Source organism: Bacillus sp. B25(2016b), from assembly GCF_001679765.1.
GTDB classification, from domain to species: domain Bacteria; phylum Bacillota; class Bacilli; order Bacillales; family Bacillaceae_G; genus Bacillus_A; species Bacillus_A thuringiensis_K.
In genome coordinates this window covers 488924-503835 of sequence record NZ_CP016285.1, presented here as the reverse complement: position 1 = coordinate 503835, position 14912 = coordinate 488924, and the positions used below count along the sequence as shown (strand labels likewise).

Below are 14912 nucleotides of genomic sequence, written 5' to 3'. Positions count from 1 at the left end.
TGTAATTGATTTTGTAATTAAAAAAAGTATAAGCGACTTATATTAAGTCGCTTATACGTAAAACTCTATTTTCTTTTGATCAACACATCTTAATTTACTTACAGGTCTTCCCACATGTTGGTACATCATTTCGTTTTCTAACACCCCAATGTCAGTCAGAAACATTACATATTTTCGAATAGAAACTCTTGAAATTCCAACTAATTGTGCCATTTCATCTGTTGTAAATACTCTTCCATTCAGAGACTCGATCTTCTGCCAAATTAATTGCAACGTTTGCTTCGTTAAACCTTTCGGAAGCTCTTTAGTGACAGTAGGCTCTCTTTTTTCTTTTTGTAAAATTAACGAATCTAATTCCGATTGACTAATTTTTTGTTGTTCTTTCATGAAAGTAAGTTTTTCTCGATATATAGTTAATGCCTCTTTAAATCGTTCAAATGTGAATGGTTTAATTAAATAATCTACTACACCATATTGTAATGCTTTTTTAATACTTCCCATATCATGTACAGCTGAAATCATTATAATATCGATTTCTTTTTCTTGGTTCCGGATATACATTAAAAGCTCAAACCCAGTCTCTTCAGGCATAAAAATATCAAGTAATACTAAATCTACTCGTGATTTCTCTAATATTTCTATCGCCGACTTTACTGAGTTAACTGCTTGAACAAGTTCAAACCCTCCTACTTGCTCTAAATAATGCGTATTTAACATTGCTACCATCGGGTCATCTTCTACAATTAAAACTTTAATCATATTTGCCTCTCATCCCTACCTTTAGGTATTTCAATCGTTATCGTTGTTCCCTTTCCTACTAATGAATGCATATGAATTTCCCCATTTATTCGCTGTATACTTTCTTTTACAAGATACAAACCATAACCGCGGTTATCTCCCTTTGTGGAATAACCTTTCGTAAATAATTCCTCTATTTCTTTTTCTTGTATACCTTTTCCCGTATCTTGTACTGTAATAGTTAGTATATCCCCATGTTGTATCTTAACTTCAACTTGCTTGTTTTCACAATTCGTAACTGCCTCTAATGCATTATCAATTAAATTTCCGACAATCGTAATAAGTTCATGAGTAATACTTTCATCATCTATTTCCGGCATATAAGAATCTTCACTTATAATTAATTTTATATTTTTCTCTCTAGCATAGCTGAGCTTACCTAGTAAAAAACCAGCAAATACTGGACTTTTTATTCTTTTCATAACTCCACCAATTTCATATTGATGCTCTGATACCATGCCGCTTATATACTTCTGTAATTCTTCATACTGTTTCATATGTGTAAGCCCTAATACGACATGCATCTTATTCATAAACTCATGAGATTGTGCCCGTAATGCTTCTGCATATAGTCTAATACCAGTTAGTTCCTCTGCTAGTTTTCTAATCTCTGTTTTATCACGAAATGTTGCAATTGCACCAACTATTTCTCCTTTTACATATAAAGGAACTCGATTCGTCACAATCGTAATTCCGTAAATATTTTGTTCTTCGTTTAATTGTACTTCTCCCGTTTTCAATACTTCTTTTATACGTGAATTTGGCATATACAACTCAACATCTTTACCGATAAAATCTTCTTCAAGTCCGCTTTTTTTAAATAGACGTTTCGCTTCATTATTAATTAACGTTACTCTAGCCTCTTTATCTACAGCAATAATACCTTCCTTTACAGATTGTAGCATCGTATTTCTTTCTTCAAGAATTTTTGCTATCCTGTGCGGCTCAAGACCGAATAAACTTTTCTTTATATGTCTAGCTAGTAATATTGCTCCTATAATTCCGACTAATACCCCAACTCCGACACCAATATAAATGATATGTCTACTTTCCTTAACTCTCTCTTTTACATTATCTGCTGAAATACCAACAGCCACTGCTCCAAGTTGTTCACCTGTTTCAGAAAATATTGGTACAAATACTCGCATGGAAATACCTAAAGTTCCTTCTGCTAACGATACATGTTCTTTTCCTTTCAATGCAGGCCCTTCATCCCCACCAATGAAATGATGACCTATTTTTTGAGGATCTGGATGAGATTTTCTTATTCCATCCATGTCCATAACTACAATAAATTGAACACCTGTGTTTTTTAATATCCTATTTGTATACGTTTGGATTGCAGGAGTATCCGCTTTCCCAACCAAGCCATTGATTACAATTGAATCATTCGCCACAATGTGTGCAATTGTTTTTGCTTTCTCTGCTTGGCTATCCTCCGTCGCCCGTTCTACATTATGACTAATTAATATATCTGTCACAAGTAAAGAAAAAATTACAACTGTACAAACTAACAATGTAATCGTTTTCCACAAATTCCATAGTCTTTTTCTTTTTTTCATCCCGTTAATGACTCCCCTAATTGCTGAATAGAAAAATAAGTAAGGTGATATTATTTTCACCTTACTTATCTGCTGTTATTATACTTTAAATTTACTAGTCATCGCTTGTAGTTCTTCGGCCATCCCAGCTAAGTTTTGCGAAGCTGAACTAATTTCCTCCATTGAATTAACCTGTTCTTCTGTTGAAGCTGCGACACTTTGCATACTAGCTGTATTTTCTTCTGCAGCCGCTGCAATTTCATCAATAGCATTTGTCACTTCATTTGCATCTCCAGCAATTCTCTTCGTTGTTTCTACCATTTGATTAACTTGAGCAACAATATGTGTAGTAGAACTTAAAATTTCCGTAAAACTTACTTTCGTTTTTGTTACAACATCAAGGCCTTGTTGAACTTCTCCATTCACATTATCCATTGCCTTAACAGTATGTTCAATATCCGCCTTAATTTCTGCAATTAAATTTGCAATCTCTCCAGATGACTCTCCTGATTGCTCTGCTAATTTTCTAACCTCATCTGCTACAATAGCAAATCCTCGACCCTGTTCACCTGCTCTTGCTGCTTCAATAGCCGCATTTAAAGCTAATAAGTTCGTTTGAGTAGCTATGTTTTGAATTGCTTCAGAAATAGCTCCTACTTGCTTTGATTTCTCATCAAGAAGTTTAATAATAGCATCTGACTCGGATACCGACCTAGAAATAGACTGCATTTGTTTTGCAGTTTGTTCAACTAAATCTTCTCCCTCTTCAGCTCTTTCTCTCGCATGTAATGAGGAAATAGAAATTGACTCTGCGCTTCCGGTTACATCTTGAATTGCTGTATTTACTTGTTGTAATGTAGCAGCACCTTCTTCAACACCTTGACTTTGTGACTCAGCCCCACCTGATACTTGTTCCATCGCAATTGTAATTTGATCTGTCGCATCATTTGCTTGCTGTACGCTCGCTGTTAACTCTTCAGCCGATGCCGCGACATGTTCTGCTGAAAAGCTAATTTGGGTAATAACATCTTGTAAAGACGTAGACATTTCATTAAATGAATTCCCTAATTTCCCTATGTCATCCTTGGAATGGATTGTAATTTTCTCTGTTAAATCTCCCTTACTAATTTTATATGCCGATTCAGCTATTTTTCGTAATGGCCCTGTAATAGACTTTGTAATGAAATAAATTAATATACTACCAAATGCAATAGCAATAGCAATGACAATCAAAGTCTTATAAAACACTGGACTGGCAGCTTGTGTAATTTCTTCATCAAACATAACGCCAACTACTTTCCAGCCTGTTTTCTCATTTGTTGCAAAGATTAAATTCTTTTTATCATCTTGTTCTGTATAAGAGACATTTCCTTGTTTATCTTCATAAATTGGTTTAATCCAAGGATCAGTAACTTTTGCACCTGGTTTTCTAGATGGATGACTAACAATTTGCTTATTTTGATCTAAAATAACTGCATAACCTTTTTCACCAATATTAATCATTTTGGAAATTTTTAAGATGTTATCTAAGTTTAAATTAATTCCTATAACACCTTTACCATCTTTTACTTCTTTCGCAATTGTCACTACCATATTTTTTGTAGATGCTGACTGATATGGTGCAGTAACAATTACTTTCCCTTTATTTTCATGTGCTTCTTTATACCAAGATCTATCTGTTGGATTATACCCACCATCCATTTGGATAAATGGTTCTCTTATAAACTTTCCTGTCTCTGTTCCAATATAAATACCTTCTACTTCTGGATGAAGTTTTATATATTGCGCTAGCTTCGTTCTTACTATTTCTTCCTGTCCATTTGGATATGTATCTTCTGTTAAGATGTCTGCAAAGTACGTCGCATCAACAAATTTCTCTTCTATATTTTGAGAAATAACAGTATTTAAAATCGAAATATTCTCCTTTGCTTTAGCTGTCATTTGATGTTCAAAATTTGTTTTGGCAGTTTGATATGAAACACCACCGATAATAATTCCTGGTATAGTTAAAATAATAAAAAATGAAATGATTAATTTTTTATTGATACTCATACATTTAACCCCGTTAAATATTTTTTGCATAATAAGCCTCCTTTATGTAATGTGGATACTTGTGTCATTTTATACAATTAACATGTATAAAACAATATATAATGATAACATGTAAATTTTTCGTCAATTATGCATTTTTACATATTCACTCCTTAATAAGGATTTTAATCATAAAAATAAGAGAAGTTTAGCATTATATATACTAAAGTTCTCTTATTTCTCAACAGCTTCTACTCTAAAAAATTTCTCTTATAATCTTCAATCTCTATCCTTCGCCTTATAGTCATCTTACTAAAACTCTTCCTCCTAATTTATTTGGAGTTCTTTACATAACTAATTGCCTGACTCCCCATTTGCACCCATGCCTGTTCAAAGCTTTCTCTCGGCACTTTTACATCTAAGCTATCCTCAAGTGGATCTCGAATATATACAGATTCCTGATCATACCCAATAAGTACAATACAATGTTCATTATACGTAATAGAAACATCTCCACTATTTGTTTCCCATGTAGTAAATTCATCTTCATCTAATGGTGCAAATGTTGCATTCGTAATCATGACTACCGGTTTCCCTGCTTTTACACTCTTATAAATCTCTTCTATATTCTTCCCAGTTAAGTCTACAACTTTATTAGGTAAATATTTTTCCGCTAACTGAAAAAGTGGCCCATGATATACACCATATCCTGATTCAGAAAATGTATAAATATTACCTACAAATCCTTCATTCGGATTCCCGCGCACACCATCGTCTATAAAATCAACTTTTTTTATTTCATTTGCTAATGTCATCTTATCCACTGAAACACCAGCATATTGTAACATCATCGCTAAACTTGTCACTTCACAGCCTCTATCCAATTCTGGTAACTGCTGAATTAATGGAACATTTGATAAGATGACTTTTTCATCGTTATTACAAAACTCCGTTTCTTTTCCTCTTTGTATATTTGAGAATGTAAACTTCTCTACATACTTTGGAATTCCATTTGTATATACACTCCATATTGCTGCACCTAGTAAAGCTGTACATATATACCACTTCAGTTTTCTTATCACTTTCACGCCCTTATTAATTCGTTAAATAAGAATAAAATGCGTCAGCATCCGTTCTAATCATCGGTACAAAATTTAGTTCTTTTCCTTTTTCAGGCTGATTTTTTTTTATCTTTTCCGCTAACTCTTGAATATTCATATTCATTTTATCCATATTAAGCTCATCTGCCATTTGTAGCACCTTTTGTTCATTAATTTCTTTTAATATTTGATATATATCTTTACCGTACAAATCAATATGATATTTTTTTGCTTCTTCCTGTACTTTTTGTTCGTACACTTCTTGTGCTAACTCTTCAATTTCTTTTCCTTTTTGAGAAATGTCTAACTTTCCTGCTTCTTCTCTTACTTTCGTTCCGTAGATTTCTTCCGCGATGTCTTCGATTTCTTTTCCATCTGTAGAAATGCCTAATTTATCTGCTTCATCTTTAATTTTAATCGTATTAATTTGAGTAATTAAATCTACAATTGATGTATTCTCTATAGATATACCTAGCTTTAACGCTTCTTGCTTTACTTTTGTTTCATAGATTTCTTCTGACAGCGTCCCAACATCTTTTCCTTCAATCGAAATACCTAACTGCTCTGCTTCCCTTCCTACTTCTGTTTCATGAATTTCTTTTTCTAATGTAATTTGTTCTTTTCCTTCCGTTTCAATACCTAGTTCCTCTGCTTTTTCTTCTGTATGCACTGCATGTATCTTACCATTGTTCAATTGTTCTTTACTGCGCTGCGTGTAATCTGTCTTTCCTTTTTGTGTTTCAGAAGGAGAGGCACCCCCTAATATGCTTAAACTCATTACTCCAATAGTGAATACCATCATCATTTTCTTTTTCAAAATTAATTCCTCCCTCTTACACTTTCTTTTTCAGCATTCCCATAATTTTTTTAATACTATACATACATCTCATCTCTGCTTGAGATAACATTATGATTGATAAAATCCACTCACATACACCTAGTCTCTTCTTCATGTAACGAACGTTCTTTATGCCATACATAATATAAATAGTTTCTTAACTTTCCCTTAAAAAAAGACGACCTTGTAAAAACAAGATCGTCTTCTTACTTATATTTTTTGATTTTTAGGGAAAATCACTTCAAAACCAGTGCCATTTCCCCACCTGCTCTCTACTGATATTTTTCCATAATGCTTTTCTACAATCCAATTTGCGATTGAAAGACCTAATCCAGCTCCTTCTGACGTACTTCTTGCTTTATCTCCTTGATAAAAACGATCAAATAATTTCGGAATATCTTCTTCTTTCACTCCTATCCCGTCATCCTTCACCTGTATACGAATTGAACTACTCGTTTGCGTACAATCGATTTGAATATGCCCACCTTCGTTTGTATACTTCATCGCATTATCTAACAGTATGACCATCATTTGATGAATCCGCTCTCTATCCCCCATAAAAGATACACCACGTTCTACTTTTAGTATCATTTCTTTTTCTTGATAAGAAGCAATCTCTTTATATGGAGCTACTATTTCTTTTAACAATTTATCAAGTTCAAATGTTTTCTTATCCATCTCAATTTGATTAGAATCAGAACGTGCTAGCAATAATAAATTACTAACGAGTTTCGATAACCGCCTACATTCTTTTGAAATTGTAGAAATATCTATCGCTTTTTCTTCTATCGTAGCGGATGGTGATTGGAATAACACATCCGTTTTTGATTGAATAACTGCAAGCGGTGTCCTTAGTTCATGTGATGCATCAGAAACGAATTGCTGCTGTTTCTCCCATGAATTTTGAATAGGTACAAGTGCTCTGCCAGCTAGGAAAAAGCCGATACCTATCGCACAGAGGCTTCCTATGCTACAACCTATAACGAGGATTAAAAATAAAGTATTTAACATTCTTTCTTCCGCTGTTATATCTCGCACGATTTGAACTATTTCTCCATCTTTTTGAAGCGAAAATGCTCTAAAATATCGTCCTTGTACTTCAATATCTTGTAACTCCCCTAATTTTTTTGGAGAAAACTTTTCCAAATTCTCTTCAAAAATAGAACGGTATTTACGGTTATCGCCCTCTATTTTCACTATTTTCCCATTCCAAGTTATTCTAGTTACTCGCGGATCTCTAATCTGGATATTCTCCATGCGTTTTCTTGGTGGTATTTTAACATCTAATTTCTCTCTATACTGGGCCATCATTTTTATAGATTGATCCACTTCATTATAAATACGCTTATATGTGTATGAATAAATAATACTGCCTAATATACCTATTAATAGGATAAATACTAATGAATTCACTATAGTCAAACGAATGCGTGTCTTTTGAAACATACTTCCTTTTCTCATTGTTCTTTTAATATATATCCAATACCTCGAACGGTTTGAATATCTTTCTGATAACCGAATGGCTCTAATTTTTTACGTAAATGATGCACATACACTTCTACAATCGCTACTGTCGTATCTGAATCAAATCCCCAAACACGATCAAAAATTTGTTCACGCATTAAAATCTTCCCGCTATTTTGAATGAGATACTCTAGTAGCTCATATTGTTTCAATGTCAACTTAATACCTTGTCCATCTACTTGAACGTCTTTATCTTTTCCGAACAATTCAATCCCTTTATAGCGAATTGTTTGCTGCGTTGTTAAACTACCACTTCTGCGTAGTAAAGCGCGAATTCTCGCTTTTAATTCAGGGGCCTGAAATGGCTTAACGATATAGTCATCTCCACCAAAGTCCAATCCCTTCACCCGATCTTCTAAAGAATCTCTCGCTGTCAAAAACAGGACTGGTGTTTCAATCTTTTCATCACGTATTTTTTGAATCACTTCAAATCCGTCCATCCCTGGCATCATCACATCCAACAAAATTGCATCATATATATTTTGAAGCGCTAAAAACAATCCATCTTCTCCATTTATTGCCGTATCTACTTCAAATTCATCACGCAAAATTTGTACGATAGATTCTAATAACGAAGTAGTATCTTCTATTACAAGTAAGCGCATGCTCTCACCTTCCATCAAATAGTTCAATTCTATTTATTATTACATTTCTTCTCTTCATAACAAAAGAATGTAGTTATATTACGTAATTTCATTTTCAACTATTTCCTTCTCAAATTTTGAATTTTTATTATAAAAACTTTGTCTTAAATTTACCTTAATAAAAAATTGAAAGAAATAAGATTCCTCTTATCTCTTTCAATTTTTTATTACATATACCTTTTTACTTGGCAACTCCAAACAATTTAGCTGACCACCATACACAGCCCCGCCATCAATTCCAATAATACGATTACTACCAAAATACACTCCGCAATCCTCACTACTATGAAGCGTCTTTGTTTCCGTATGCCCAAATACAACAACCTTTTCACCGCTATATCCATTATGAAATTCATTACGGATCCACATTAACGTATATGGTTCAGATTCAGAAACTCGTTTCATCGGCTCAACCCCAGCATGTACAAATATATACTCTTCTGTTTCAATGTAATGATCTAATTCTTGAATAAACTTTATATGTTCCTCTAATACAGAAGATTGTAAAATCGGTTTTTGGAAGTCTTTCTCATTAACCGCAATATCTTCTTCTACAAATCCATAACTATATAATGTCTTATCTCCACCATTTCTTTTTACCCAATGGTTCCATGAACGTTCCTCATTTGTCGTTAACGCCTTAATCATCATATCTTCATGATTTCCTTTTAAAATGAGTGCTCCCTCTTCTTTCAATTCTTTTACCTTTTCAATTACAGCACGCGCATTTGGACCACGATCTACATAATCTCCCAGTAAGATTAATTGATCCTTTTTCGCATTATATTGAGCTTCTTTCAACAACTGTTCGAACTTTTCTATTTCTCCATGAATATCACTAATAACAAGAATTCTTTTCATATTATCCCCCCTCTTTCTAATTATAGTTCAAAACAACGGAAAATTCCGAATCTTAACCTTGAATTAAATTTCCCCCGCATTAACGGGCAGTAAGCCCCCCACCTCAAAATTCAGCGGAAGCAAAGAAGTTAGGTGGGGGTAGGGCTGCCCGTAAAAGCCCTATTGGTGAGGGCTAATAATCAGTGGGGGATGAAGAAAAGCCCCATTGATTAAAGTTTCACTTTATTACAAACTAAACAATTACCCTTACAACAATGTAAGTCTCTTGTCATCCAATTCGATAGTTGTAATTACTGTATTTCCTTATACTGAGAGTAAGAAATGAAACAAAAAATAAGGAGAGATGAGAGATGAAAAAAGTAATGGAAGTTGTAGTAGCGGTAGTAGAGGTTTTCGTAAATGGTAAACAAGTCGCAATGGGGTTAAATAAATAATGAAAAGGACAACATTCACTCTAGACCCTTTACTCATATAAAAGAGATAAGACTTCATCATTTCTTTGATCCCTTATCTCCCTATAAAGAAAGCCGTATCCCTTTTAAGGATACGGCTTTCTCTTATTTTTGACTCGTACGAGCTGAAATGCTAATTGCTCTATCTGTTGCTTTGGCAGCTTCATCTAACACTTCTTTACTATTCTTCCCGTCATACATCGCTTCTAATGCTTTTACAACTGCATCTCGTGATTCTGGGAATACACTAATTAAAGCCCCTTGTGTTGCTGGAGATTGCTTCGTCGCTTGCAATTGATCTACTGTTACTTTCAACTGTGGATATTTTTCATATTGCTCTTTTACTAATGGCTCATTATATGCATCTGGATTAATTGAGAAATAACCTGTTGCAGTATGCCATTTTGCTTGTACGTCTGGCTTCGTTAAATATTTCATAAAGTCCCAAGCACCTTGTTGCGTTTCTTCTGAAACCATATTCGTCATCCATAATGATGCTCCACCAATAACAACACCATTTTGTTTCGAATCCTCTGGATACGGAATATATGAAACACCTACATTAAACTTAGATGCATCAATTAAATCACGAACACCTGCTGAAGAATCTAAATACATAGCAACTTGTCCAGACTGGAACGCGGCACGAATATCATCCCAACTTGCTCCATACTTTCCAAGTGCGCCAGCTTTATTTAAATCATCTAACATTCCAAATACTTTCTGTCCTTCTTTACCGTTAAATACCGCCTTCTTTGCAGCATCTTTACGGCCGTTTTCGTTATCTACATATAAAGCACCTTGTGTCGCTAACAATTCTTCAAAGAACCAACCGTAGTTAAGCATGGAGAATCCATATTGTTTTACATTTCCGCCTTCTTTAATCGTTAACTTTTTCGCTGCTTCTTGTAATTCCGCATATGTTTTTGGAGCTTTCTCTGGATCTAAGCCCGCCTTTGCAAAAGCATCTTTATTATAAATTAATACTGGTGTAGATGAATTAAATGGCATAGAATACATTTTTCCATCAACTGAATAATAATTTGTAATTGCTTTTTCTAATTTTGACGTATCGTACTTATCTTTTTTTATCCAGCTATCAATTGGTGTTATTTTTTTACTATCAATCATATATTTCGTTGTAATTTCACTCGATTGAACAAGAGCTGGCGCTTCTTTCGTTGCAGACATCGTTCTAAATTTCGTTAAAGACTCTTCATATGTCCCTTGGAACTCTGCCTTTATCTCATATTTATTTTGCGACTTATTATAGTCTGCAACAAGACCATCTAATACTCCTTGTGTTTTTCCACCCATCGCATGCCAGAAGCGAATTACAGTTTTATCACCATTTTTTTCAACTGGTGCTACTTTTGCCTGTGCTTCAGGTTTTCCCTCTGTTTTACTATTTGAACAAGCTGCACTAGATAATGCCATTGTTGCTACCATTAATAGAGCAGCACCTTTTTTAACTAGACTCATTTAAATCTCACCTTCTCTTAGTTATTTAATTGCACCTTTTGTTAATCCTTGTTGTAATTGCTTTTGCCCTAAAAATAGTAAAATCAATGTTGGAATAACGATAACCGTAACACCGGCCATTACGCTTCCCCAATCAGTTGCAACTTCTTGAGACTGAAGCTGCTTTACACCGATTTGCACTGTTCTTACTTTTTCATCAGTGGTCACTAAAAGTGGCCATAAATACATATTCCATGTTGTTAAAAAGCTATATACTCCAAGCGTAATAAAACTCGTTTTACAATACGGAATTACAACGCTGAATAAAAATCTTATATTTCCAATCCCTTCAATAAATGCAGCTTCTTTCAGTTCATTCGGAATTGTCATAAAATGTTGACGTAACAAGAAAATACCGAAAGCTGTTGCAAAAAACGGCACTGTCATCCCGGAAAAACTATTAATCCAGCCAAAGTTTTGAATCGTTAAAAAGTTAGGCACCATCGTTGCTTCCCACGGAATCAGCATCGTTGAAATAAACAGGAAGAAAATTAAGTTTCTCCCTTTAAACTGAAGAAAAACAAAAGCATACGCCGCTAAGCTTGATACGATAAGTTGTCCAATCATAACGACTATCGATACAATTAAACTGTTATATAAGTATGTAAAAAGCGGTACTTTTTGAAAAATATTAATGAAATTATCAAAAGTAAATTGAGTTGGAAATAACCTTCTCATTTGAATATCGTCTGGTGTCATAAAGCTTATTAAAAACGCATACAGTACAGGAAAAAATACCATTACTGCACTAATTATGAGCAGCATGTATAATAGAAAATTTTGCTTCCACTGTTTAACAATCATTTATAATGCACCTTTCTCTCAGCAAACTTAAATTGAAGTAATGTAGCAATGAAAATGAAAACAAATAATACCATTGCTTGTGCACTTGCTGTTCCAAATTGATGATTCACAAACGCCTCTTTGTAAATCGAGTACACAATTAAATTCGTTGCATCATTCGGTCCACCGTGCGTTAAAATATCAATTTGTCCAAAGCTTTGGAACGCACTAATTAACGTTACGGTTACAATAAAGAATAAAGTTGGCGATAGCATCGGTAATGTAACACGGTGAAGCTTATATAAATAACTAGCACCATCTATAGATGCACTCTCATATAAAGACGTATCGATATTTTGTAAACCACCTAATATAACTAAAAATGCAAATCCTGTATTCACCCAAACTGTTGTAACTGATACAGAGAATAGTGCCCAGTCCGGACTCGTTAACCATGCGATTGCAGGAAGATTCATAGAGCCTAATATATTATTAAATAATCCTACACTTGGATGAAATAAAAATAGCCAAATCACTGCACTAGCAGCTACTGATATTCCCATCGTCGAAGAAAACAGAACTCGGAATAACCCAATACCTCTTACCTTTCCATTTGCAATCAATGCAAGAAACAAAGCAAATATAATACTCGTAGGCACTGTATATAAAACAAATAATAAAGTTGATTTTATACTTTTGTAGAAGGCTGGATCAGAGAATAAATATTGATAATTTTCTAAGCCAACGAAAAGATTAGCTTCTCCATGTATATCGGTTAAATAAAAACTATAGTAAATCGTCCTAAACAATGGATAGAACAGAAAAATCGAAAATAGCAAAATAGATGGTGCCAAAAACAATAATCCTATTCTTAAATCTTTCGTTCTCCCCCATAATTTTTTCTTTTTTGACACCTTTGTTTGAACTGGTAACTTACTTACTTCGATCATTATTTCGCCACCACTTTCAACTCTTCTTTAGCTACCACTTTTAAGCGTTCATTCGTGTTTTCGTTAAAGAAGCATAACTTTTCTTGCGAGAATAATAATTTTACTTTGTCACCTTTGTTCAAGAGTAACTGTCCGATAACTTTCGCACTCCAAGTTGTTCCATTTACCGCAAAGTTCAATATAGATTCATTCCCTAATACTTCTACAGATTGCAACGTCACTTCTTGTCCTTCCTCAGACAGTGCAATATGCTCAGGACGCATGCCTATGCGAATTGTTCCTTCTGGTAATTGCTTTAACTGTCTAATAGATAATGGAACTTGCAATTTCCCTATATGTAATACACCTTTTTCTTTATTCACTTCCCCATCATTTATATTCATAGAAGGAGAACCTATAAAGCTTGCAACAAACTCGTTTGCTGGTTCGTTATATATGTCAAGTGGTGTTCCAACTTGCTGTATACTTCCTTTATTTAAAACCATGATACGATCTCCCATAGTCATCGCTTCTATTTGATCGTGGGTAACGTAAATCATCGTAATTCCTAATCGCTGCTGAATTTCTCTAATTTCTATTCTCATTTGCGCACGTAATTTCGCATCCAAATTCGAAAGTGGTTCATCCATTAAACAGATTGGTGCCTGACTCACAATTGCCCTGGCTAGTGCAACACGCTGTCTTTGTCCGCCTGATAATTGGCCTGGTTTCATTTTCACATACTCTTTCAGTCCTACCATTTCAATAGCTTCCATTAATCGCTTTTGTCGCTCTTCTTTTTGTAATTTTCTTACCTTAAGTCCAAATAAAATATTTTCTTCTACAGATAAGTGTGGATATAATGCATAATTTTGAAATACCATTGATAGATTACGGTCTTTCGGCTCTAGATCATTTGCAACACATTCATTAATAATTAAATCTCCCGAAGAAATCTCTTCTAAGCCAGCGATCATTCGTAATAATGTGCTTTTCCCGCATCCCGAAGGTCCAACTAAAACAAAAAATTCGCCCTTCTTAATATGAACCGATACGCCTTTAACCGCTGTCTCTTCTGCATTTTTATATACCTTTGAAACATTTTTCAATTCAATCACAAGGTTGCACTCCTTTTTTCTTCTTGTATCCATACTTCATAATGACTTGTTGAAATCGCACTTGCTCCTGCACGAATTGCAATTTCCGCATCTTCTCGAGTTTGAATCAGCCCGCCTGCAATAATAGGAAACTCTAGTTCCTCTACTAGCTGTTTAATAATAGAAGGCATAATCCCCGGCATAATCTCTACTGCATTCGGTTTAGTCGTTTTACAATTTTCAATTGATTTAGTAAGAGATAAAGTATCTACAATAAAAATACGTTGAATTGTTTTCAATCCAATTTTATTAGCATTTCGAATTGTCGAACCTTTTGTTGAAATAATACCTTGTGCCCCGATAACATCTTGAATATACAAAAGCGCTTCCTCTGTATTCGTATTTAAGCCTTGTATAAAATCACAATGAAGAAATACATCATGTCCATGTTTCTGCAATTCATATACACGCTCTGGTAATTCCAGCATTGAACCAGTCATAAGAAAAACTGTTTTCGGCAATTTTTTGTATGCTTTGTATCCTTCCCAATCCTTTATCATCGCAATATAAGGTTTTTCAAACATTCATTCCACCTAACTGTTCTATTTTTATCCAAACTAAAAACACCTACTTACATAGAACGCCTTTCTCCTTATTTGAACTCTAGGGAATAGAGCACACCTAAGAAAGTGGCATATTATATGTAAGTGGGTGTTCTCAAATGTTCTCTACCCTAGTTATTTTGTTACCTTTACTATATTACGCATTTATTAAGTCAGTTTTGATAGATTGT

The 14912-nt window shown here is 34.2% G+C and carries 13 protein-coding genes and 1 pseudogene; all 14 read right to left on the bottom strand.

Translation table 11 applies throughout. The features are described 5' to 3' along the window. Positions 1 to 51 precede the first annotated feature (51 nt). Positions 52 to 759, bottom strand: coding sequence for a response regulator (locus BAQ53_RS02685; protein ID WP_000598666.1), 708 nt, complete (start codon positions 757 to 759; stop codon positions 52 to 54). After that, positions 756 to 2360, bottom strand: coding sequence for a sensor histidine kinase (locus BAQ53_RS02680; protein ID WP_046946732.1), 1605 nt, complete (start codon positions 2358 to 2360; stop codon positions 756 to 758). Before BAQ53_RS02680 ends, BAQ53_RS02685 begins: the two co-directional genes overlap by 4 nt. A gap of 78 nt (positions 2361 to 2438) precedes the next feature. Further along, positions 2439 to 3257 (bottom strand): methyl-accepting chemotaxis protein, encoded by an 819-nt coding sequence (locus tag BAQ53_RS26540; RefSeq protein ID WP_445286336.1) that lies wholly within the window; start codon positions 3255 to 3257, stop codon positions 2439 to 2441. A 120-nt stretch (positions 3258 to 3377) separates the two neighbouring features. Further along, positions 3378 to 4280 (bottom strand): annotated as a pseudogene (locus tag BAQ53_RS26535) (cache domain-containing protein); the annotation flags it as partial. A 422-nt stretch (positions 4281 to 4702) separates the two neighbouring features. Further along, positions 4703 to 5458, bottom strand: coding sequence for a C39 family peptidase (locus BAQ53_RS02670; protein ID WP_199718277.1), 756 nt, complete (start codon positions 5456 to 5458; stop codon positions 4703 to 4705). A gap of 7 nt (positions 5459 to 5465) precedes the next feature. After that, the gene (locus tag BAQ53_RS02665; RefSeq protein ID WP_000728557.1) at positions 5466 to 6287 is read right to left on the bottom strand and encodes a hypothetical protein; all 822 of its coding nucleotides are present in this window, start codon (positions 6285 to 6287) and stop codon (positions 5466 to 5468) included. Positions 6288 to 6518: 231 nt separating this feature from the next. After that, a complete protein-coding gene (locus tag BAQ53_RS02660; RefSeq protein WP_347876353.1) occupies positions 6519 to 7769 on the bottom strand; it encodes a sensor histidine kinase in 1251 nt (416 codons plus the stop codon). After that, positions 7766 to 8437, bottom strand: a complete 672-nt coding sequence (locus BAQ53_RS02655) for a response regulator transcription factor (RefSeq protein ID WP_001238549.1) — start codon at positions 8435 to 8437, stop codon at positions 7766 to 7768. Before BAQ53_RS02655 ends, BAQ53_RS02660 begins: the two co-directional genes overlap by 4 nt. A gap of 195 nt (positions 8438 to 8632) precedes the next feature. Next, the gene (locus tag BAQ53_RS02650; protein WP_000821985.1) at positions 8633 to 9337 is read right to left on the bottom strand and encodes a metallophosphoesterase family protein; all 705 of its coding nucleotides are present in this window, start codon (positions 9335 to 9337) and stop codon (positions 8633 to 8635) included. A 557-nt stretch (positions 9338 to 9894) separates the two neighbouring features. After that, positions 9895 to 11271, bottom strand: coding sequence for an ABC transporter substrate-binding protein (locus tag BAQ53_RS02645; protein WP_208906467.1), 1377 nt, complete (start codon positions 11269 to 11271; stop codon positions 9895 to 9897). 21 nt (positions 11272 to 11292) lie between these two features. Next, positions 11293 to 12114, bottom strand: coding sequence for a carbohydrate ABC transporter permease (locus BAQ53_RS02640; protein ID WP_208906466.1), 822 nt, complete (start codon positions 12112 to 12114; stop codon positions 11293 to 11295). Next, on the bottom strand, positions 12111 to 13043 hold the full coding sequence (locus tag BAQ53_RS02635; RefSeq protein WP_000573804.1) for a carbohydrate ABC transporter permease: 933 nt from the start codon (positions 13041 to 13043) through the stop codon (positions 12111 to 12113). The genes BAQ53_RS02640 and BAQ53_RS02635 overlap by 4 nt, the downstream gene beginning before the upstream one ends. After that, the gene (locus BAQ53_RS02630; RefSeq protein WP_000571374.1) at positions 13043 to 14140 is read right to left on the bottom strand and encodes an ABC transporter ATP-binding protein; all 1098 of its coding nucleotides are present in this window, start codon (positions 14138 to 14140) and stop codon (positions 13043 to 13045) included. The genes BAQ53_RS02635 and BAQ53_RS02630 overlap by 1 nt, the downstream gene beginning before the upstream one ends. Further along, positions 14137 to 14703: a glycerol-3-phosphate responsive antiterminator gene (locus BAQ53_RS02625; protein ID WP_000462084.1), complete on the bottom strand. Its 567-nt coding sequence runs from the start codon at positions 14701 to 14703 to the stop codon at positions 14137 to 14139. The genes BAQ53_RS02630 and BAQ53_RS02625 overlap by 4 nt, the downstream gene beginning before the upstream one ends. Positions 14704 to 14912 lie beyond the last annotated feature (209 nt).